This window comes from Photobacterium nomapromontoriensis, from assembly GCF_050336815.1.
Classification (GTDB): Bacteria; Pseudomonadota; Gammaproteobacteria; order Enterobacterales; family Vibrionaceae; genus Photobacterium; species Photobacterium nomapromontoriensis.
In genome coordinates, this window is record NZ_JAKJSL010000021.1 from 1 (window position 1) to 21,865 (window position 21,865).

The following is a 21,865-nucleotide window of genomic DNA, read 5'->3' on the forward strand; positions in this document are numbered from 1 at the left end:
GGGAAGGCCTTGATAAGCCTTTACTCTCAATGTTTCCGCCTATTTCCTTTGCGGTAAACAGCAGCCGAACATCGGTCCCGTTCATATTCATGGTATAGAGTCCATGGTCAGGATTCTGAATAGTGGTTATCAGCTGCGGCATGTTATGCTGGGTATTCCACTTTTCTTGTGGCGGATTGTCGGGGACGTCGACAACGATCTCCCAGGTAGGCGTGTGTTTGATGCCGTAAATCTCTCGAGCGAGGGTGATAAGATCCAGACGGTTCATATACACATCATCATAGGGGGTGTTGTTTGACAGGTAGACCCCTCCGGCCGCTAAGCCGCCGCCGATGGCCGCACCGACCAAAAGAATTTTTGTTTTTCTGTTCACTGTATTATCTGCTCGTTATTTGCTGTTATTTGCGGTGATTGTTCGATGTATTAAATGGACAGCACTTCGTTCTGCCACATCGCCATTAACCTTTGCTGTGCGCTGATTTGCTGTTCAGCATCGTAATCAGGCTCTGGTTCGTTACCGGTATCGATCGCGGGTTCAAGGGCCGAAGGCGGACTCACAATGTCTGAATGGCTGATATCGGCAAACACTACTTCCGCACTGTCGGGGTCGGCGGGGTTGGTGACATACAGGGTAAACATGCCGTCGCTGGGCAGCCCAGAAATGATGGCCTGAGAGTAATGGCCTGAGTTTTCGGTCGTCGCTGGTTCCAGCGGCATGGTTTGTTGCCACTCGCTGTTGGCGTCTTCTATGACGGCAAACAGTATCGGATTTGCTCCTGTGAATTCATCATCTAGCCCGGTTTCTACCTTGAAGACAAAGTGGTTGTTGTGACCATCGACATAGGCAGCAACGGTATTGGAATCGTCTAGGCTGCGTATTACTGTGCCGATGTCAGTTAGCCAGGGCATGTCGTCACTGGTAACGGCATGCAGCTGGGCGCTTGGAATATCTGAAATATTTTCCTGAGCCGAAAAGGCTTGGTTCTCGCTGTATACCGACAGCTCATCAAGCGGGGTGGCACAGGCATTCAGCTTGTTGCTGTCGGCTTCTAACGCGTCGATGCGAGAATAGGGTTGCTGAGTGGGGGAAAACAGGAGCTTGATCCCCTTTTCTCCCTGCTGTATTTCGCCATTGATTTTATATGGCACCCAGAACTGCGGCAGCGGAAAGCCTTCTGCCTCACGGTATTCGACCGTTGGCTGGGCAGATCGCTGCGCAGTTTTGTCTCGGAAGCGGTAATAACCGACGTCAATGTCCTGATAGAATCCCTTGTCGGTAATATTGAATTCCCGCCAAAGCTGGTTTTTCCAGAATACGTAGAGGTAGCCGCCCTTTAGCTCTGCGGCTTGGGTTTTGTCCTTCGCCCCGTTCAGGTAGGCAAGGGGGCGAATCGGCACCAGAACATGATCCCACTCTTCCTGATCAGCCTGTTTATCGACCGGGGTGAGGCCTTCTGCCAGCAGTAGCTTGAGCGGCTCGATATTACCCCTGATAGGAACCGTCAGGTAAAGGTTGCGCGGGCACGGTTCAAGACCCTTAAAAGTCGCAAGGCTGCGGTGTGTAGTCATTGCATCGGCTATTGGCTTGGCGGAACAGGCACTTTGGGTGTCTGTTTTGTTCAGTCGTAGCCCTGCCGAGTTGCCGAGCCATTGCCCGGCAAATTCCACCACAATTTTGTGTTCAGGTATTGGCTCAACAGGCACATAAACAAGCTCCTTCTGCAGCGGGGTGTCGCTGACCACCATGTCGTAGTGGGCTTTTCGGTAGTGTCGAGGTTGATTTTGGGCTCTGTTCACCGTTTGCGCTAGCAAGGGATACCGTCTGAGATGGATTTCTGGCAGTGCGTGCTTTCTGGGTCTCATAGACAAAGCGATCCAGGTGCCTCTAGCCAGCTCTCTTTGGAGGTGGCTGAGATACTCCATCATGTGACGATGGGAGTAGGGCTCCATTTGCAGTTTCAATCCGCTAGGGAGTGATTGATGGATCTGTTTAGGGGTGTTGATCCGTTGTAGTGTCCATGCTGCTTCTTCTGGCAGCAGGATATAGTCCAGACTGTGTGCTGTAAGGCTATGGCTGGGTATGAATCGGCAGTGTGTCATGGTGAGGATCTCCACAGCCACCAAATGTAAGTAGGCAGCAATGATTAGGGCAATGCAATACGCTCTGTCCGTAATGACGGGTACGGGTATTCTACCGCATGTCTTTGGTGACTATCTGACTGAATTGACAGGTAAAGTGCAGGTTTTGATTAGGTTGTGATAAGTCGGAGCAGTGATCGTTCAGCCGGATGAACCCAATGCTGTGAAAGTGGCACTAACCGTACTTTAATGGCGAGGTGATTGAGAGCATAGGCGGTGCAATGCACCGCTTTTTTAGATCTATTGGATTTTACGGCTCACCCAAGCTGCCGTCGGTGATCAGGGTGTAGCCTAAATCACGGGTGCGAGAGTGGATGGTTTCACCGGCGAGGCGGGCCAGTAGCATCTTGGCGGCTTCGACGCCGATCGCTTCACGCGGGGTTTTGACGCTGGCCAGCGGCGGGTAGAGCGAGCGGCCGATATCGAGGGCGTTGTAACCGGCAATGCAAATATCGTCCGGCACCTTGAGTCCGCGTTGCTGACAACGCAGCAGGGCCCCGACCGCGATATCATCATTGGTACAAAAAATACCGTCAGTATCAGGGTAGGTATCGAGCGCTTGATCCAATAGCTGACAACCGAGGGTAAAGCTGGAGTGCTCTTCGGTGAGCACCGGGATCGGGGTCAGGCCGTGTGACATCATGGCCTGATGATAGCCTTCCATCCTGAGGCGGGTACGGACATCCATCCGGGCACCGAGGTATAAAATTTTACGTCTTCCTCGGGCGATCATGGTTTCAACCATGGCACAGGCGGCGGCATGGTGGTCGAGTCCCACCACCATATCGATCGGGTGTTGCGGTAGATCCATGGTTTCCACGACGGGGACGCCTGCGGTTTGGATCATCTTCAACGCTTTGTCGGTGTGGCTGCTTTCTGACAGGATCAGGCCATCGACATGGTAGGACAGCAGCGAGGCAATTTTTTCTTCCTCTTCTTCCGGGCTGTAACCGTAGTGTGCCAATAGTGTCTGGTAGCCTGCTGCCTTGGTGATGGATTCAATGCCTTTCACCAGATCAGAGAAAACTTGGTTCGACAGTGAGGGGATCAGAATACCAATCGCTTTGCTGGTGGAGTTAGACAAAATATCGGGAGCACGGCTGGGGATATAGCCCAGATCAGACACGACCGATTCAATTTTGACTCGGGTTGCTTCAGCGACGGACTCTGGATCGCGCAAATAACGGCTGACCGTCATCTTGGTTACACCGACTTTTGCTGCAATATCTTTTAATGTTGGCCGGCGTTTGCGCGGTTCTCTCATCATCTGTTTTCCTGTGATTGTTGTCGCGGCTACCTTACTGTTAAGCGTGTTGAATGTCAGCTACTTTCCTATGCATCAAGGTTATCTTAGCGGCATTTGTGCCGTAAATGTGAGGGGGCGAGGATCGGCAAGAGGGAAGTGCGGGGAAAGGGATGACCGTGATGGCGTCAATGGGTGACTCGATAACCTCAAAAAACAGGGCGGCGAATGGGCCACCCTGCTGTATGGTTTGGTCGTATGGGGGCGGTGATTAGCTCACTAGGGCAACGGCTTGTTGTGACAGACGGGTGACTTCCGCCCAGTCGCCAGCATCAATGGCCGCTTTAGGTAGCATCCATGAACCACCGACTGTCGCGACGCAGTTCAGGCTGGTGTACTGCTCAACATTGGCTGGGCTAATGCCACCGGTTGGGCAGAAGCGGACCTGTGGCAGTGGGGCCGCGATAGCCGCCAGTGCCTTGGCGCCGCCATTGGCTTCCGCAGGGAAGAATTTTAACTGGGTATAGCCAAGCTCTAGCGCCTGCATTACTTCAGATGCGGTGCCGACGCCAGGGATCAGCGGTGCAGTCCCTTTTTTCGCATGAGTCAGTAGTGCTGGTGTCATTCCCGGAGAGATCACAAAGCGAGAACCGGCAGCAACGGCCGCATCATATTGCTCGCTGTTCAGCACCGTACCCGCACCCACCATTGCATCAGGCATCGCGTTGGCGATAGCGGCAATGGCATCCAACGCACAGTCAGTACGCAGGGTGATTTCAAAGACAGAGATCCCGCCAGCCAGCAATGCTTCTGCCATCGGAATGGCATCTTCCAGTTTTTCAATCACCATCACAGGGACAACCGGCGATGCGGCAAAAACGTCTTTAGGATCGATAGTCCAGTTCATTATTCTTTCCTCAGTTTAAGATCGTGGCACCGCATTCGGCGCTTGAAACGCTGTTGCGCATCACTTTAAAGAAGTCGCGGCCCCAGCCTTGCTGCAGGGACTCGCTGTCAAAGTCGACGAACTCACGCCCGGTGAGCTCCGCCAGACACTCTAGTTGGCCAGTCGTGGCATCAAGACGGATCATATCACCATCTTGCACCAGCCCAATCAATCCGCCGTGTTTAGCCTCTGGCGTGACATGGATCGCGGCAGGGATCTTACCTGATGCACCAGACAGACGACCGTCGGTCACCAGCGCAACTTTATAGCCTGCTTTTTGAATATTACCCAAAATTGGCATCAGTTTGTGCAGTTCAGGCATGCCGTTCGCGGCGGGGCCGTTATAGCGCACGATGACGATGGCATCCTGGTTCAGATCGCCACGTTGATAGGCCGCTTCGACTGCATGCTGACAAGAGAATACCCGGGCAGGGGCTTCAATCACACGGTGCTCTTCTGCTACCGCAGACACTTTGATCACCGAGCGGCCAAGGTTGCCATTCAGTACTTTCATGCCACCAGAGGTTTGGAAAACACAATTAGAGTCAGCCAGAACCGCGGGATTGCGGGTTTGGCGATAGGCTTCCCAACATAGCGTACCGTCTTGTAGCGACGGTTCTTTGAAGTAGTCGCTAAGATCACCAAAGACCGGGGTCGCATCCATATTTAACAGGCCAGATTCAGCCAGACGGGTCATTAGACCCGGTACGCCACCGGCCTGTTGGAAGGCATTGATATCGTCAGGGCCATTCGGATACATGCGCACCAGTAGTGGTACCACCGCAGAGAGATCGCTCAGATCATCCCAGGTCAGGATCAGACCCGCGGCACGGGCAATGGCCACCATGTGGATACTGTGGTTGGTGCTGCCACCCGAGGCCAGCAATGCCACCACGCCGTTGACCAGGCTCTTCGCATCCAGCACTTTGCTCAGCGGGCGGTAGGCTGGCGAGCCTGCGCTCATCGCTGCGATGCGGCGTGCAGTTTCGTCGGTCAATGCTTGGCGTAAGGCGGAATGAGGGTGAACAAATGCAGATCCCGGTAGCATCAGACCCATGGCTTCAAACACTAACTGGTTGGTGTTCGCGGTGCCATAGAATGTGCAGGTACCTGGCGAGTGGTAGGCACTGCATTCCATGCTCAGCAGGGCATCACGGCCCACTTCACCAGCCGTATATTTCTGGCGAACATTGACTTTTTCTTCGTTGGTGATCCCGCTGCTCATTGGCCCGGCTGGAACAAATGCTGTTGGCAGGTGGGCAAATGCCAGTGCGCCCATCAGCTGTCCAGGGGCAATTTTATCGCAGATTCCAAGCAGTAGCGTGGCATCAAAGGCATTGTGACTGAGCGAAAAGGCGGTTGACTGCGCGATCAGATCACGCGAGAACAGTGACATGTCCATACCCGGCTGGCCTTGGGTTACACCATCACACATGGCGGGAACACAGCCCGCGACTTGTGCGGTATGGCCGTTTTCAGCCAGTACTTGCTTGATCTGATCCGGATAGTCTTTGTATGGCTGGTGTGCACTTAACATGTCGTTGTAAGCGCTGATAATGGCGACATTGACCCGGGTTAAATCGAGAATATGGTTTTTTTCTTGCGTACAACTGGCCGCGACAGTGTGAGCGAGGTTACCGCAAGACAGGGTCGAACGGCCTTTGCCTTCTGCGGCCTGACGTGACATTTGGCCTTCCCATGCGCGGCGTAATTCCGCGCTGCGGGCTTCAATGCGGGCGGTAACGGCTTTGATCATTGGGTGAGTCATACGAGCTCTCCCAATGCAACCACGGCGCGCTCAACCACTTCGTCGATAGAACAATCGATAGAGACGATTGCAACACCCGGCTCGTTTTCTGGTCGCTCAAGGGTTTCGAACTGGCTATTTACCATGGTTTCACGCATGAAGTGGCCGGAGCGGGCTTTCATGCGGGCGAGGATCAGCTCATAATCGCCGTCGAGAAACAGAAACTGGACAGAGGTATTGCCTTCACGAATTTGTTCGCGATATTTGAGCTTTAGCGCCGAGCAGACAATGATGCCCACTTCGTTTTTGCTCTCTAGGCTATAGGCGGCATCACGGATACGCTCGAGCCATGGGGCACGATCATCATCATTTAGCGGGTTACCGCTGGCCATCTTTTGGATATTGGCGCGCGGATGCAGATCATCACCATCAATGAACTTGGCACCCATCGCAGAGGCAACGCGTTCACCGATGGTGGACTTACCGCTGCCGCATACACCCATAACGATAATGCACTTACCTGCCATTTTTTCTACCTCTATCTCATTTTTGGAATTTAACTGCGTTCTTGTCTTGTAACCTATCATGTTACCGGTAACATGTTACCGGTAACAATTAGACTTGTGAAGCCTCTCACAATAATGTTTTTGCCGCGAAAGAGCGGATTTTTCGAAGGAAATAGTATGAATTCGGTTGCTAACACGCCAGATGCTGCTTATCTGCTGATGGTTGCAGTTGCTTCTATTGCACTGCTTCTCGTCCTTATTATGCGCTTTAAAGTGCATGCTTTTGCCTCGCTGACTTTAGTGAGTGTGCTCACTGCTGTGGCAACCGGTGTCACGCCAGACAAAGTGGTTCCAACCATGATGAGTGGCTTTGGCGGTACGCTGGCTTCTGTTGCCTTGCTGGTGGGCCTTGGCTCGATGATTGGCCGAATTCTTGAAGTGACTGGCGGGGCAAAAGTGCTGGCAGACACGCTGATTGGCCGCTTCGGTAGTGAGAAGGCACCGCTGGCGCTGGGTATTGCGTCGATGCTGTTTGGCTTCCCTATTTTCTTTGATGCTGGCTTGATTGTGATGATGCCAATCATCTTCAGCGTGGCGAAGCAATTTGGTGGTTCGACCATTAAGTATGCGCTGCCTGCTGCTGGTGCGTTTGCGGTTATGCACTCATTCTTGCCACCACACCCAGGCCCGGTTGCGGCGAGTGAATTATTGGGTGCGAACATTGGTTTATTGACCGTTGTTGGTCTGCTGGTTGCGATTCCTACATGGTACCTAGGTGCTTACTTATACGGTTTATGGGCGGGTGAACGTTTCGTTCTGCCATTGCCAAAAGCATTTCTTGCTGCCCAGGAAGTGATTGATGAAGCCAACAAGCCGGCGTTTACTACCGTGTTGGGTATTCTGCTACTGCCACTTGTGTTGATTTTCATGGACACTGGCCTGCATACACTGACAGTGATGGGCGTGGTTGATGGCGATGCGGGTTGGGTGAACTTCTTGCGTATGCTAGGTAAAACACCGGTTGCGCTGCTGATCACTCTGATGGTGTGTCTGGCGGTCTTTGCCAAAGATCACGGCATGGCAAAACTGGAAAAGCTATGTGGTGATTCACTGGCCCCAATCTGTGCGGTGATTCTGGTAACGGGTGCCGGCGGCATGTTCGGTGGTGTACTACGTGCGAGCGGCATCGGCGGTGCACTGGCTGATTTGTTGGCGGATACTGGTATGCCAGTGATCCTGGCGGCATTCTTGATTTCAACGGCACTGCGTGTGGCACAAGGTTCTGCAACGGTTGCGCTAACCACGACAGCCGCCCTGATTGCGCCAACCGTGGCGGCAACAGTCGGCCTGAGTGAGTTCGACCTGTGCTTTATCGTGATTGCGATTGCATCGGGTGCGACGGTGCTGTCTCACTTCAATGACTCAGGTTTCTGGCTGGTTGGCCGTCTGCTTGAGATGGATGAGAAGACAACCCTGAAAACATGGACCGTGATGGAAACCCTACTGGGTGGTATTGCGTTCATCATCGTTGCAACACTGAGCGTGTTCTTATAAATCACGCGGTTTTATTAATAAGAAGAGGATGGTGCGTTAAGCACCACGCGTAAGCCAACGGCAAGCGCAAATGAGGGTAATCGGTCTCAACCGTTGGTTGAGACCGATTTTTTACTTGTGAGCAGGGGATAAACGCTCTAGCGAGTCATAGTAATCTTAATCAATTAGAGATCACTTTTGAGTCATTATCTGACCATTTATCTATTCCCCATGGGGATCGTTGGGCTGTGGGAATATCGCAGGGTGTGGAGTTGGTTGAAATTTATTCCATTTAGCGTGAAATACCCATCAATAAGCCGATTTTGCTAGCTAGTTAAGATAAAAAGCCTATAATTCGCGCGCTTTTTTACGTGTTTATACGACCCCTATTTTCGGAGCTATTCCTGATGAAAAAAATCGCCTACAAAGCCGTAGCGATGACTATCCTTGCCACTTCTTTGACTGGTTGTATCGGTCAGATGGGTACCTCTCAGCTGGTGACAAAAGCGAACCTGACAGTCGTGGATAATCGCTATGCGCGTGCTGGTCTGTATGTGTTGCTGGCCCCAGTTTATGGTATCGCTGCGACGGCGGATTTGTTTATCTTCAATACCATTGAATTCTGGACGGGCCGTAACCCGATCACGGGTAAATCACCGGCATTGGCAGATACCCCGATGAATGCTGTTATTAAGGTGAATGGGCAGCTCGATCGTCAGCTAACTACTGCTCCGCTGGCAAGCGTGCGCAATAGCGATATCGAAGAAGCGAGCTTCCGTCAGATCGATGAACGCACATTAGAAATGAATGTGGCATACACCAATGGTAAGCAAGCGGTGCTTCGCGGCGAGAAAGCCGGTGAGAACGTGAATTTTTACCTTGATGGTGAATTTATCACCGCCGTTAGCGTTGATGAACTTAGCCAGTACGCGCGTAACCAAGCGTAACAGCGCGATCGACTGACCAAGAGATAGCGCAATGAATACATGACGGGAGCCTTTAGGCTCCCGTTTTTTTTGCCTTCAGTCTGCCATCTCGATCATCTGGGGGGTAGGCTGCAATCCCTGCCACAAGATTTGAAACGCCCCTTGCCGGTAGCTGGGTTGCTGTGCCCGTTCGGGGTATTCGGCAAACAGTTTGGCGGTTGCTAGGTAATGGTGGTGGCAAAAATGTAACACCAAGGGCATAGGCAATGGTGCTAATTTTCCCTGCTGTTGGCCTTGTTCGATGGCATGAGACAAGAACCCCATGGTGGTTTCAATCAGATCCTGATGATGGCTAATGGGGGTATGGGGGTCATGGCTCAGTTGCTGCATTAATTGCAACTGAGCCGGATGGCGTGCAGCCCAGTCCAGTGCCGACTGCCAGAATTGCCACAGTCGTGTTTGCAGTGATGGAGAGGGTTGCGCCTCGGTCATCGCTGCTGCCAAGCTTTGCTTGGCGTGCAGGTAAAGTGTGTCCACCAGCACCTGTTTGGTGGGAAAGTGGTGGAACAGGGTACCATTGGCCACCTTAGCCTGTTGCGCGATACTGGCGGTAGTGGTGGCCTGCACACCTTGGCTGGCAAACAGGTGGAGGGCGGCATCAAGAAGCTGCTGTTGTTTGCTCATTGTGACTCCGGTTGGCTAGCGCATGAAAAAAGCCAACATCAGCTTTTGCCACCAGCGGCCATAAGGCGGGGTTACCAACGAGGTGGTGGTCAATTTGCCACGGGTGAGCACGGTTTTGGCTTTGGACAGGGTGAGAAACCCTTCTTGGCCATGGTAGTGCCCCATCCCAGACGGGCCGATGCCGCCAAAAGGGGCATCGTCGGCTGCTACATGCAGCACGGTTTCATTGATCCCCATGCCACCGGAGTGGGTGGTGTGTTTGACCTTGTCTTGTACTGCCGGATCCAAGCTCATCAGATACAGCGCCAGCGGGCGAGGCCGTTGCTGAATGTAGGATATCGCATTATCGAGCGTGTCGTAGCCGACCACTGGGAGCAAGGGGCCAAAAATTTCTTCCTGCATGAGGGTGGCGTCCGCAGGAATATCGGTTAATAGGTGCGGGATCAAGCGGTGTTGTTCGTCATCGCGGGCGAGATCATGGCACGGATAGACTTTCGCCCCCTTTTCTTCGGCTTCGGTTAGCCATTGGCAAAGGCGGGTGTACTGGCGGGCATTAATCACTGAGGTGAAATCTTTATTGGCGACGCCGCCCGGGTAGTGGCGGTTGAACTGCTGTTTAAAGATCTCAATAAATGCTTGTTTTTGTTCTTGCGGGACTAAGACGTAGTCAGGCGCGACACAGATCTGGCCAGCATTCATGCATTTGCCAAACAGTATTCGTTCGACGGCGAGTGCCAGTGGCATCTCTGGGGCAATGAGCACCGGAGACTTGCCACCCAGCTCTAGGGTGACTGGCGTGAGATTATCAGCGGCAGCCCGCATCACATGATGGCCGACAGCCGTTGACCCCGTAAACAGCAGATGATCAAAGGCCAGTCCTGAGAAATAGGCGGCGGCCTCGGCTTCGCCTTCAAATACCGCGACGTGTTCGGCGGGGAAACTCTCCGAGAGCAGGGTACGGAGTACCTGATTGGTGGCCGGGGTAAATTCACTGAGTTTGATCATGGCACGGTTGCCTGCCGCCAGCGCGGAGATCAGTGGCCCGAGGCTTAACATTACCGGGAAGTTCCACGGCACCACGATACCGACGACACCGAGCGGTTGGTATATCACACTGATTTTGGCTGGTGTGAGCATTAAACCGGCATGGCGTCGGGAGGGTTTCATCCATCGTTTTAGATGACGCAGGGTGTAATTGATGTTGGCGATACACGGCACAATATCGGCTAATAACGTATCTTGTTCACTGCGCTGACCGTAGTCTTCATTGAGGGCCTGACAGAGGGCTTTACGGTGTTTCTTTAGCGCTTTTTTCAGTGCGTTAAGGTGGGCCCGCCGTTCGTCGAGTGAAGGCATGGGGGCCGCCAGATAGGCCACTTTCTGGCTACAAAGCGTCGCGTCCATCTGCTGACAGATGTTAGGGATCATGTGTACATTTTCAGCCGCAGTCATAGTAACACTCCGTATCAGGAAAAAACGTCAGGCAAATAGATAATAAAAAACCGACTAGTCAGTCGGTTTTTAGTATAGCGGGGTATTTTATTCTTTGCTGTGAATCGTCAGCCGATTTAGCCGTTAGGCGATTATGACGAGGGGCGTTTATTGGGGGTGAACAGAATGCCCGCTCTTTTCGGCCTTAAACACGCTGATAAAGGTATCGAAGTAGTGCTGCAACTGGCGACTGTCATCGGCATAACCCAAGGTATTGAGTAAGGCAATGCCTGCTTCGCAGGTGCATAGGTTACCCGGTTGTTGATTACGTCGCAGGGCATAGCTGGATGATGGTTGAGCGTGCAGCTCAAGCCGCGGCAGTGCTGCCAGCCATGGGCTGCGACGGACCATCTTGCGAGCCTCTTGCCATGTCGCATCAAGGATGATCACCAGTGGTTTCTTACCTGCAGTCAGCTGATAAGGGGGTGCGGGTGTTGTCTCATCACCGGGAAATAACAACCAGGGTTGGAAATGCGGGTCGGCGAGTTGATCGAGTAGGGATTGGGGAGGATTGACCCGATCCCAGATCTGGCGTTGGCAATGCATGAGGCTACGTGCCATCAACTGGCCAGTATTGGTGTCTTTTCCAAGCTCTCGCGGATGGGTCAGCAGGACAAAATGGCTATCACAGCTTAAGGCTGGCTCGGTATGGCAAATACAGTTATGCAAAAATCCGCAACGGGGACAGGCATGATCGTGGGGCATGGCATCGCTCAATATCGTTGACCAGTGTGAAAAAGGATAGGCCACGCAGTGTGGCATATCCTTCCTCAGCGGTACAGCCATTGACCGTACTGCGGCCGCGATTCGCGATTATTTTAGTAGGTAGTCAGCCAAGTAATGGGCTACTGCCTGATCGTCACAATCACCAATCACCTCATTGTCTGGCAGGGCTTTTTTTACTTTTTCGTGGGCGGTTCCCATAATCAGCCCTTTGCCAGCCATGGTGAGCATTTCGACGTCATTCATGCCATCGCCAAAGGCAATACAATCGGTTAATACATAGCCTTTGTCTTTTGCAACGGCTTCCAGCGCGTGGCCTTTTGAGACATTGGCATCCATGACTTCCAGGCACCATGGGGTGGAAAACGCGATGTTGGCCTGATGACCAAAATGCTCATTGAAGGTGGTTTCCCACTCGACCAGTTTGTCGTGATCCTGATCCTCGCGGGTGACAAAGATTTTTGCAATCCCGTCGAGTGGTGGATTATCAACATCAAACAGTTGGTAGCTGAATGTTTCATGGAAGTCTCGTAATGAAGGATCTTCCTGATTGAGCAACCAGTCGTCATTACGGTAGATGTGGATTTTAAGCTCAGGATCGTGTTTGGCCAGCGAGATGATACCACTGGCGACTTCTGCTGGAAGGTCTTGCTGGAAAATCAGCTCATTTTTGCAGTTGTGCACGCGGGCACCATTAGAGGTGATCATGTATGCCGGGATCCCTAACTGCTCACGCATGCCAGCAACATCGATATGATGACGGCCAGTGGCAAAGACAAAATCTTTGTCCTGCAGGTGGAGCTGGTTGAGGATCTCTTTGGTAAACGGAGCAATCTTGTGATCAGACGTTAATAATGTGCCGTCCAGATCCGAAGCAATAATTTTATACATGAAACCTCTCGCGGTAGGAACAGAGACCCAGAACCGGAAGGCGCTGGGGAAACTGGATAATTCTAAACCAGTTCCCCGAATATAAAAGAGGCTAATTTCTCACTGCATGATTTCCGCTTTCCGGAAGTGATCAAAGGCGGCAATGAGTGCTGGAGTGCGGAAGGTGTCGCGTTCAAACAGGATCTCGTGGCGAGCACCGGGAATGACCATTATCTGGCAATCATTGCCGGCTTGCTGCATCGCCTGGCAAAACCGTTGCTGGGCCTGATTATCGATAATGGTGTCTTGGCTCGCTTGTAGCAATAACACGGGAGTCGTGATGTGCTGGGCTTCGACAATACAGCGTTTGGCGGCGGCGATCCCCTGCCAGACCCAGCGGGCACTGGGACCACCGAGTTTGAGATCGGGCTTGTGCTCGTACAGATCACGGAACCATTGATAGCGGGTCTGACTTTGGCTGAGCGGGTTGTTGGCAAAGGGCTTGGGGTAATAGGGCACTTGCCCTGGCGCATAGTTGGGCTGACGCTGGAGCTGCTCGATGACTCTGGCGAGCGGTGAGGCAATGGGGCGCATCCAGTGTTTGAGGTTGATACCGTGCATGGGGGCACTCAGTACTGCACTGTCGATCAGCCCTGGGTTGCGGGCGAGGAACAGGCTGGCGATGGTACCCCCCATGGAGTGGGCTAGAATGAAATGCTGCCGATAACCATGGGGAGCGACAACCTCGTGATAAAAGGTGGCGAGATCGGTGACATAGTCATCGAAATTTTCCACATGACCCAGCTCGGTATCCTCAGTGAGGCGATCAGAGACGCCTTGCCCTCTATGATCAAGGGCATAGACATCATAGCCCTGACGAACCAGATCATAGAATAGCTCTTGGTATTTCCAGTAGCTCTCTATCCGGCCATTGACCACGATGATCACTTTGTCCGGGTTATTCCCCGTTAAGCCTGTCCAGCCAATATTGCGTTGGTCAACACCGCGAAACATGCCTTCTTTTCGGTGCTGCCAGAGTTGAGCGATCGGACCTGCCATGGTATCGGGGTAGTGAGGCTCCAGAGATAGGGCGTAATGATGCGCAGCGTGAAGTGTCATTATTTGTCTCTTTTATCAGCATCTTAACCTGATGTAACAAGGGTGAGTTCTTACGGTATTGGGTGTTTACTGTCTTTTTTGTCAGTAGTATACCTTGGCGTAACCGAGAGCAAGATCTCACTGTATTGGGGTATTTGTTGTCTTTTATCATTAACTACTGTTAACGTGTGGCGCTTTTTGGGGTGCCATTGGCTTATGAATGCCTGTAACTGCGGATATTCATTGGCAAAACAGGTTGTCGGCACGGTATTATTTCGACGAGAGGTCGATTGTGAATTTTGAAATATGGTTAGCCTATCTGGCAACGGCAGTGGTGTTTAGTATTGCGCCTGGTTCAGGTACGGTCAACTCGATCAGTAATGGGATGGTATATGGGTGGCGTAAATCGCTGGCTTCCATCGTAGGATTACAGATTGGTCTGAGCACACATATTGTGTTGGTTGGGGTTGGATTAGGCACACTGATTGCGCAATCGGCTACCGCGTTTACTGCGATCAAGTGGGCTGGTGTGGTCTATCTGGTGTGGCTGGGAATCCAAAAATGGCGCGATCGTGCTTCACTGTCGCTGGCGTCGGCGAGCCATCCTGTATCAGGTAAGCAACTGTGCCGTCAGGCGATTTTGGTGAATTTAACGAATCCTAAAACCGTTGTGTTTTTGGTCGCGTTATTCCCCCAGTTTATTGATCCTGCTCAACCACAAATCAGTCAGTTGCTGGCTTTGGGGATCACCACGGTGGTTGTGGATACCCTTGTAATGCTGGTTTATGTTAGCCTTGCCGCGCGGTTGGCCGGATATATCCGCTCTGCTCGGGTCATGGCTGCCCTTAATCGGATTTTTGGATCAATGTTTATAGGCTGTGGTGCGCTGCTAGCAACCGCCAAGGCGTGAGTGCCAGCGTTTCTATTGATGTATTTTGAGGCTCGGAGGGCCTACTCGCTATCATGTATTCTTACGTTGCTCGTCAGCCCATCTTCAATCGTCAACAGAAGACAGCAGGGTATGAATTATTATTTCGGGATGGCGAGAGTAATGCGTTTCCGAATATTGACGAAAATAAGGCGACATGCCGTTTATTGGTGGACAGTTTTTTAGCGGTCGGCAGTAATCCGGATGATGCTGGTAAACGAGTCTTTATTAATTTTCCCCACCAGAGCCTGATCCGCCTTCTGCCTGCCCTATTGCCTAAAAAACAAGTGGTGATTGAAGTTCTGGAAACTTGCGAGCCGAATGATGAGCTGCTGATGGCAATTCGGCGACTCAATCGTATGGGCTATCTGATTGCCCTGGACGATTTTAATTTGGATCCGCGCTGGAATCGTTTTTTGCCTTATGTCCATATCATCAAGCTGGATCTGATTCAGCTCGGGGTAGAGGCTGCTTGTGAGTATATGGCTGCTAACCGTCATCGTCGGTTGATGTTTCTGGCGGAAAAGGTCGAAACCCATGAAGAATTTACGGCCACATATAAGGCAGGATTTCATTTCTTTCAAGGTTATTATTTCAGTCGTCCGGTGATGGTGAAGAATCGTCAACTTAAGCCTGAGCGGCTATCGACCTTGCGCCTGTTACAAGAGGTGTGCCGTGAAGAAGTCGATTTTGATCAAGTAGAGAAAATCATTACCGCAGATGTACCGTTATCCTATTTATTGCTGCGTTATGTGAATACTGCCGCGCATCGGGCATTGGTACCGATCAGTGGTTTTCGTCAGGCATTGGTGTATTTAGGGGAAGATAGGCTCAAAATGTTTGTCAGTGTGATAGCGACCGCCCAGGCCTCTATCGCCAAGCCGCGAGAACTGTATGCATTATCACTGCTGCGCGGCAGAATGTGTGAAATTTTGGCGACCGGCAGTGGTCGGCAAATTGATGCAAAATCGGCTTTTATGGCAGGCTTGCTGTCTTTGCTTGATGCCTTGCTTGACCGCCCGCGGGAAGAACTGCTGGATCAGTTACCACTGGAACCCGTTATCCATGACGCCCTGTTGACCCAAACGGGGGTTCTGGGGGAGATGTTGCAATTGGTTGAAGCCTATGAGCAGGCTGACTGGGAGAAAGTGAGCGGGTATTGCCGTGAACTATTGATCAGTGAGGAGCTGGTGGGCCGAAGTTATAAGCTGGCGATGCAATGGTCATCTCAATACTTGCAGGTGACTCCTGCTGAGTCGTCAATCGCTCAGGCCAGCTAGCGTGTGATATAAGATGGTAGCCTAACTTAAGCGACGAGCATACTGGCTCAGCGCCTTGACGGCGGCAGCCAGTGCTGGATTCAAGGTTTTATTGGCCGGATAACAGAGCCCTAAACGACGAAACATCCGCGGTCCTTCCAGTGGCACAGTAACCAGGGTCTTTGCCGTTTCGAGTACCCCCGTGGGGAGGAAAGAGATCCCTAGCCCTGCTTGCACCAAGTGCATGACCTGGGTTTTGTGCTCGGCTTTGGCGACTAGGTTGACGGCCAGTCCGTCACACGCCAGTAGACCGATAGTCTGCTGATGGGCTTCGCAAGGTGGGCATTCAATAAAATCATGCTGGTGGAGCTGTTCAGGTAGCACCCGCTCTAGAGTGGCCAATGGATGGTCTGGCAGCATGCATAACACATAGTCCTCATCCCATAACGGCAGGAATATTTCGCCGTCCTGTTTGAACAAATCTAAGGTAATTCTCGCATCCGCTGTCATGTCATGATCAACCAGCTCCAGCAGCAAGTTAGGGATCTGTCGATGCAGGCAGCCCAGAACCTGTGCCAGCTCTGATTGGCTCAGATCCGGGAAATTCCCTACCGTCAGTGGCAGGCATTCAGTCCGTTGCTGGAACAGTGACGGTAGGCGATTGACATCGGCGAGTAACCTGACCGCTAATGGGTATAGGTAGTGTGCGTCATTTGTCAGGTTGACCCCTTTTTTATGACGTTCAAACAGAGGGGTATTGAGCTCATTTTCCAACTGTTTAATGGCATTGGAGATTGAGGGTTGAGACACGTAGCAACGTTCTGCTGCTTGGGTGATATTTTTTTCTTCGTAAACGGCAACAAAGAAGCGTAGCAGACGTAAGTCCATGGCGGTGACCGAGCTGAGGAGACAGGTTGCCATCATAGCAAATCTTGCCCACGGCCCCATGTGAATTCTACCTGTTACCTTGATCATTCAATGCCGGTTGGCAACACTCAATTAACGCTTATATCTTGCATACTGGCTGGGTGGATGGGTTTTATCCATAGCTAAAACGTATGATAAGCAGAGGAAAATGATATTTTTCATAAATGGTATGGTTGGATATAGTGTCGGCCAACATCATGATGCGGCCGTTGATGATGAGTATGCCTGCCAGAGTACTGAGCAGGCGGGTTATTCTGTCTTATAAAGGTATTATTATGTCTAAGTCTCTTGTCGTGATCACTGGTGCAAGTTCCGGAATTGGCGAAGCAACTGCGCGTACGCTGTCTGCTGAAGGCTACCCTTTGTTGTTGCTTGCTCGCCGTCTTGACCGTTTGAATGCATTAGGTTTGCCTAATACGCTATGCCGTCAGGTCGATGTGACAGATGCGGCGGCGGTATCAGCGGCCATTGAAGAAGCAGAAGCTCAATTCGGCCCGGTCGACTGTTTGATTAATAATGCTGGCATGATGTTACTGGGCTTAGCTCACGAGCAAGATCCTGCTGAGTGGAAAACCATGTTCGACGTTAACGTGATGGGGATGCTGAACGGGATCCATGCGGTATTGGCGAAGATGAAAGCCCGCAAACAGGGTACGGTGATTAATATCAGCTCTATCGCAGGTCGGAAGACGTTTCCGAATCATGCTGCTTATTGTGGTACCAAATTTGCTGTGCATGCCATCACTGAAAATATTCGTGAAGAAGTGGCTGATGACAATGTCCGTTTTATCACTATCGCACCCGGCGCGGTAGAGACTGAGCTGCTAAGTCATACGACCAGCGATGCCATTAAAGATGGTTATGAAGAGTGGAAAGAAGGCATGGGTGGGGTGATTGCACCGCAAGATATCGCCAATGCTATCCGCTACGCGTATCAGCAGCCACAGCATTTGTGCATTCGTGAGATTGTTCTCGCGGCAACTCGTCAACAGCCGTAAGTGCTTTTTGCCATTCAGTGATTTGATGACCACTGTCTGCTGTATACTAAACGGTATCTTCTTACGGGAAGGTGCCGTTTTGTCCATGCAGGGGGCTAAGGTGAGAGAGAAAGTCAGGTTTTTTGATCTGTTGCGCTGTATGGCGGCAATTGCGGTGGTTGTTATTCATGTGCTGGGGCCTTATCGCAACCAGCTGGGGATGATCCCTGATAGTGGCTGGATTGCGGCCATCACTTTTAACAGCCTGAGTCGTTGGGCTGTACCGGTATTTATCATGATCACCGGTGCCCTGATGCTGACTGATCAGCGACCGTTTCAGCTTGGCTACTATGTTAAGCGTCGACTGGGTAAGGTGCTGTTGCCATTTTTAGTTTGGTCTTGCTTCTATGCCGGATTATCAGGCTTAACGGCCAGTGGTTACAACGGCCAAGAGGCGTTAGATGTACTCAGTCACTTACCGACTCATGAAACCTATTATCACCTTGGTTTCTTTTATTACTTCATCCCGCTTTATTTCGTCGTGCCATTCTTACGCTACTTTGTTCTGCATTACGATCGAACTGCTGTCGTTAGTCTGACTGGGATATGGTTGATACTAACGGCATTGTTTTTATTTAAGGTCGATGGGCCATGGAGTCAGGAACTGGTGTTGTACAGTGGCTATTTGCTGCTGGGTTATTGCTTGTTTCAGTTTCAGTGGCCGAGCCTGCGCTGGCTGTTGATACTGGGTGGCATCGGATTGGTACTGACTGATTACATGGTGCTTAGCCGTAGCCTTGATAATGGGGAGTATACGGTTGGCCGTTGGTTATCATATAAAACCCTCAATACCGCGTTGATCGCGGCGATGGTATTTTCGCTTGGGCGCTATGTGGTGATGAGGATGAGTGAGTCGTGGTTAGATCGGGTGGCGTTTATGAGCCGTTATAGTCTTGGCATTTATTTACTGCACCCAATCTTCTTGTGGCCTGTTCGTGCTTATGATCTCTACTTTTTACCCCCAGTACTGATGATTCCGCTGTGGACAGTGGTGATCACCGTACTGGCCTTGATGGCAAGTTGGTTGCTGGCAAAAAGCCCCAAAACCGCCTGGTTGGTACCATAGCTTATTAATCGCGATGCAAAGCAAAATGGCGGAAGGTGACGCCCTGATAAGTCATGATGCCACGATCTCCTGGATTTAGTGCATGGTAATAATGGATCCCGACCATGAATTCGCGCTTGGGACCACCGTTAGTTGGTTGTACGTAAATCCAATAATCTTCATTATCTTCGCCAGGTTTAGCACCGATCACTGGCACACTTTGTTTGTCGAGGATCTGTACGTCAATTTGTCTCTCCGGCGCATTTTCGCCTAGCATATGGCGACGGTAAAAGCGGATGTAGTACATCGCGGCGAGTGCGATCATGGCAATGATAGCCATGGCAATCCATATTGGCATTAGTTTCCTCCTGAATACCTGGGTACGGGATATATACTCAAGCTACCTCAGACAACTCGCCCTTTGGGAGTGAGTTAGCCCTCCATTTCAGTGTCAAATCAGCTTGAAAGGGAATCGCCATTCCTGCGTTCATTTTCCTTAAATTGAGCGTGCTAAGCACTCTCAATCCTGCATATTGAGGTAACTTGAGTCTAAGTGCCTATTATTCCGGATGCTAAGCACCGAGAGTATGGTTCAAGTGATAAAACGTGATCTTGGCAAGGTATTGATTGCTGAATATACGTGTAGGCAATATACCAACTGTATCTTGTTGTTGATGATCAGTAATAAAACCGCGGTTGTAGACTTTGCTTTCGTGACAACTCACGGTAAGTTAAGTTAAGGCAATAAAGGAATGAGGCATTATGGCAAATATTGAGTTAGTGGTAACACGAACAAGACGGATCGAAAGTCTGCTCCGTGAGCATTACCATGCTGAGGGCAAAGGCTTGCACCAGCTGATCACTAGCTGTGAAGAGCGGTTGCCTCATGAGATTATCGCAAAGTTGCGATTTATTGCGTCTGTACGTAATAAAACGGTGCATGAAGATGGTTATAAGCTAAATGATAAAAAAGGGTTTATTGCTGCTTGTAAGGCGTGTGAAAAAGAGCTGACTCCAAGAAGTGGGCGTTTTGTCTGGACGGCGGCCGTGCTATTGGTGCTGGGTGTGACGGCTATGGCGCTATGGTTTTATTCTGTTCATTGGCACCATATTAATCTGACGCCTTGAAATTGAAAATTTACATATAAAAAAAAGGTGCCCATGGGCACCTTTTTTTATATGTAAATTATTTAATAAATCACAGGCAGCGTCATTAAACCGACAACCACTGCGATCATCATAAGGCCTTGTTTTTGAGAGGTAGTGAACATAGAACAGGCTCCTTGTTAGCTGCTGGATAGTTAATGTAGATAAGAATAGCATCATTTTTACGCACCTCTCAAGTTAAATTGTCATATTACTGTAATAAAAATAATTAATGTAAGCATCTATAAGGCTTAATTTGGATTTTAAACTGTGTTTTTTGTCTTGATTAAAAAGTGGGCGAATGGTTTTTGTTAATGGCGATTTATTCATATCTATATGTTTTATAGTGTTATTTTTTAATTTTTTTGGTTTTTTTTATGATGCGACTTATCATCTGGTGAGAAATTGTGTTGATAAATCGCTATTGGTGTCTTGGTGGGATCCTATGTGGTTATTCATGAGATAAAAAAGTGGTTGGTTAACGTGGCTTAGAGAAAATGTTTGCTATTGTCGGACAAAGTCATTTTATGGCTGTTGATTTTCAGGCTGATGGGGTTGATATTGATATTAGCTTTGATCAGAATCTTATTTCTGTTTTTATACGTTATTTTTGTTCGTATATCATTGTTTTATATATTACTTGTGTTTTTGATGATGATGGTTTTTTAGGTGATTATAGAGCTTATTCGTTGATTTATTTGAGTCTGTGAGTGGTTATATGGGGCGAGGCGATGCTAAACGATTGCGTTGTGGTTTTTGTGTCGTGAAACGAGGCGTTTTCTGAATCTATAGTAAAATAAGATGATAAATATGATTGGGCGCTAGATATTGAGGTCGATTGCTAGACAATGCTGTCAGAGTTTATAAACTGAGCAATACATGGTTTTTAGTGGTAAATGTAAACTAAAGTCGGTGAAGTGAACTTATGTGGATTTGGTTAGCCATTGCTCTTTCTGGTCTGGCACATATAACTGCGTATTATTATGGTCCCAAATGGCAGTTTTATGTATTTAAGCCTTTTACACTCAGCTTACTTATAATTGCCGCCTGGCAAGCTCCTGCGAGTAGCTTCTACCATGTTGCTATCATGGTGGGTATGTTGTTATCGCTTATCGGCGATATTTTCCTCATGTTACCCCGAGATCGTTTTATTGCTGGGTTGAGTTGTTTTTTGCTCGCCCATATCGCGTATTCCATTGCATTTTGGAGTCAGTTAGCAGGCAGTATTGTGTGGTGGTTACCCGCGATGTTAGTGGCTGCTGGGGTGATTACGTTTTTGTTTTTGTTGCCTTCACTGGGATCATTGGTATTACCCGTTGCCTGCTATATTGCCGTGATTGTGCAAATGAGCTGGGCAGCAGGGGCATACTGGCTGACCGCGGCGAATATGCCTGCCTTACTGGCTTTTGCGGGTTCGTTGATTTTTATGTTCTCCGATTTGTGTCTGGCGGTTGATCGCTTCCGGGGGCCGTTTCGTCCTGCCACTGCGTGGGTGATGACCAGTTATTTTCTGGCCCAGTCACTGATTGTCGCGACGTTGTGGGTGTAATGCGTGATGAAATGTTTTCTTGGGTCTGCGGGCTTGTAGCACTATGCGTATGGTTGTAACAGGAACAA

The 21,865-nt window shown here is 50.3% G+C and carries 21 protein-coding genes and 1 pseudogene; 9 read left to right on the forward strand and 13 right to left on the reverse strand.

From position 1 onward, the window contains the following. The 6 genes and pseudogenes from L4D12_RS06970 to L4D12_RS06995 all read right to left on the reverse strand — a co-directional run. Positions 1-373, reverse strand: a pseudogene (locus tag L4D12_RS06970) (hypothetical protein); the annotation flags it as partial. Between the two features lie 50 nt (positions 374-423). After that, a complete protein-coding gene (locus L4D12_RS06975; protein WP_428447108.1) occupies positions 424-2,100 on the reverse strand; it encodes a hypothetical protein in 1,677 nt (558 codons plus the stop codon). A 289-nt stretch (positions 2,101-2,389) separates the two neighbouring features. Beyond that, complete coding sequence (locus L4D12_RS06980) at positions 2,390-3,406, reverse strand: substrate-binding domain-containing protein (protein WP_428447109.1); 1,017 nt, start codon at positions 3,404-3,406, stop codon at positions 2,390-2,392. 247 nt (positions 3,407-3,653) lie between these two features. Beyond that, complete coding sequence (locus tag L4D12_RS06985) at positions 3,654-4,289, reverse strand: bifunctional 4-hydroxy-2-oxoglutarate aldolase/2-dehydro-3-deoxy-phosphogluconate aldolase (protein ID WP_428447110.1); 636 nt, start codon at positions 4,287-4,289, stop codon at positions 3,654-3,656. A 10-nt stretch (positions 4,290-4,299) separates the two neighbouring features. Further along, the gene (edd, locus tag L4D12_RS06990) at positions 4,300-6,096 is read right to left on the reverse strand and encodes a phosphogluconate dehydratase (RefSeq protein ID WP_428447111.1); all 1,797 of its coding nucleotides are present in this window, start codon (positions 6,094-6,096) and stop codon (positions 4,300-4,302) included. After that, positions 6,093-6,602: a gluconokinase gene (locus L4D12_RS06995; protein ID WP_428447112.1), complete on the reverse strand. Its 510-nt coding sequence runs from the start codon at positions 6,600-6,602 to the stop codon at positions 6,093-6,095. The genes edd and L4D12_RS06995 overlap by 4 nt, the downstream gene beginning before the upstream one ends. A gap of 198 nt (positions 6,603-6,800) precedes the next feature. Here L4D12_RS06995 and L4D12_RS07000 point away from each other — a divergent pair, with 198 nt between their 5' ends. Both L4D12_RS07000 and L4D12_RS07005 read left to right on the forward strand, forming a co-directional pair. Further along, positions 6,801-8,135: a GntP family permease gene (locus L4D12_RS07000; RefSeq protein WP_428447290.1), complete on the forward strand. Its 1,335-nt coding sequence runs from the start codon at positions 6,801-6,803 to the stop codon at positions 8,133-8,135. Positions 8,136-8,521: 386 nt separating this feature from the next. Then, a complete protein-coding gene (locus L4D12_RS07005; RefSeq protein WP_428447113.1) occupies positions 8,522-9,061 on the forward strand; it encodes a DUF3332 domain-containing protein in 540 nt (179 codons plus the stop codon). Between the two features lie 75 nt (positions 9,062-9,136). Here L4D12_RS07005 and L4D12_RS07010 read toward each other — a convergent pair whose 3' ends face one another. The 5 genes from L4D12_RS07010 to L4D12_RS07030 all read right to left on the reverse strand — a co-directional run bounded on the left by L4D12_RS07010 (position 9,137) and on the right by L4D12_RS07030 (position 13,927). Next, positions 9,137-9,724 carry a TetR/AcrR family transcriptional regulator gene (locus L4D12_RS07010; protein WP_428447114.1) on the reverse strand — a complete coding sequence of 196 codons (588 nt, stop codon included), beginning with the start codon at positions 9,722-9,724 and terminating at the stop codon, positions 9,137-9,139. A gap of 15 nt (positions 9,725-9,739) precedes the next feature. Further along, positions 9,740-11,176 (reverse strand): coniferyl aldehyde dehydrogenase, encoded by a 1,437-nt coding sequence (locus L4D12_RS07015; protein WP_428447115.1) that lies wholly within the window; start codon positions 11,174-11,176, stop codon positions 9,740-9,742. 147 nt (positions 11,177-11,323) lie between these two features. Then, complete coding sequence (locus tag L4D12_RS07020; protein ID WP_428447116.1) at positions 11,324-11,977, reverse strand: tRNA-uridine aminocarboxypropyltransferase; 654 nt, start codon at positions 11,975-11,977, stop codon at positions 11,324-11,326. A gap of 51 nt (positions 11,978-12,028) precedes the next feature. Then, a complete protein-coding gene (locus tag L4D12_RS07025; RefSeq protein WP_428447117.1) occupies positions 12,029-12,829 on the reverse strand; it encodes a Cof-type HAD-IIB family hydrolase in 801 nt (266 codons plus the stop codon). Positions 12,830-12,928: 99 nt separating this feature from the next. After that, positions 12,929-13,927 (reverse strand): alpha/beta fold hydrolase, encoded by a 999-nt coding sequence (locus L4D12_RS07030; RefSeq protein WP_428447118.1) that lies wholly within the window; start codon positions 13,925-13,927, stop codon positions 12,929-12,931. 271 nt (positions 13,928-14,198) lie between these two features. Between L4D12_RS07030 and rhtB the strand changes: the two genes are divergently transcribed. Then, a complete protein-coding gene (rhtB, locus tag L4D12_RS07035) occupies positions 14,199-14,816 on the forward strand; it encodes a homoserine/homoserine lactone efflux protein (RefSeq protein WP_428447119.1) in 618 nt (205 codons plus the stop codon). 53 nt (positions 14,817-14,869) lie between these two features. Continuing rightward, complete coding sequence (locus L4D12_RS07040) at positions 14,870-16,114, forward strand: EAL and HDOD domain-containing protein (RefSeq protein ID WP_428447120.1); 1,245 nt, start codon at positions 14,870-14,872, stop codon at positions 16,112-16,114. A 21-nt stretch (positions 16,115-16,135) separates the two neighbouring features. Here the strand turns inward: L4D12_RS07040 and L4D12_RS07045 are convergent, their stop codons facing one another. Beyond that, positions 16,136-16,981 (reverse strand): LysR family transcriptional regulator, encoded by an 846-nt coding sequence (locus L4D12_RS07045; RefSeq protein WP_428447291.1) that lies wholly within the window; start codon positions 16,979-16,981, stop codon positions 16,136-16,138. Positions 16,982-17,295: 314 nt separating this feature from the next. Between L4D12_RS07045 and L4D12_RS07050 the strand changes: the two genes are divergently transcribed. Together L4D12_RS07050 and L4D12_RS07055 are read left to right on the forward strand one after the other, a co-directional pair. After that, a complete protein-coding gene (locus L4D12_RS07050; RefSeq protein ID WP_428447121.1) occupies positions 17,296-18,018 on the forward strand; it encodes an SDR family oxidoreductase in 723 nt (240 codons plus the stop codon). Between the two features lie 100 nt (positions 18,019-18,118). After that, positions 18,119-19,123 carry an acyltransferase gene (locus tag L4D12_RS07055; RefSeq protein WP_428447292.1) on the forward strand — a complete coding sequence of 335 codons (1,005 nt, stop codon included), beginning with the start codon at positions 18,119-18,121 and terminating at the stop codon, positions 19,121-19,123. Between the two features lie 4 nt (positions 19,124-19,127). Here the strand turns inward: L4D12_RS07055 and L4D12_RS07060 are convergent, their stop codons facing one another. Next, the gene (locus L4D12_RS07060; protein WP_428447122.1) at positions 19,128-19,460 is read right to left on the reverse strand and encodes a DUF2500 domain-containing protein; all 333 of its coding nucleotides are present in this window, start codon (positions 19,458-19,460) and stop codon (positions 19,128-19,130) included. Positions 19,461-19,864: 404 nt separating this feature from the next. Here L4D12_RS07060 and L4D12_RS07065 point away from each other — a divergent pair, with 404 nt between their 5' ends. The 3 genes from L4D12_RS07065 to L4D12_RS07075 all read left to right on the forward strand — a co-directional run bounded on the left by L4D12_RS07065 (position 19,865) and on the right by L4D12_RS07075 (position 21,797). Further along, positions 19,865-20,230, forward strand: a complete 366-nt coding sequence (locus tag L4D12_RS07065) for a DUF4145 domain-containing protein (RefSeq protein WP_428447123.1) — start codon at positions 19,865-19,867, stop codon at positions 20,228-20,230. Positions 20,231-20,745: 515 nt separating this feature from the next. Further along, positions 20,746-20,958 (forward strand): hypothetical protein, encoded by a 213-nt coding sequence (locus L4D12_RS07070; RefSeq protein ID WP_428447124.1) that lies wholly within the window; start codon positions 20,746-20,748, stop codon positions 20,956-20,958. A 215-nt stretch (positions 20,959-21,173) separates the two neighbouring features. Next, on the forward strand, positions 21,174-21,797 hold the full coding sequence (locus tag L4D12_RS07075; protein WP_428447125.1) for a lysoplasmalogenase: 624 nt from the start codon (positions 21,174-21,176) through the stop codon (positions 21,795-21,797). The last annotated feature ends 68 nt before the right edge of the window (positions 21,798-21,865 follow it).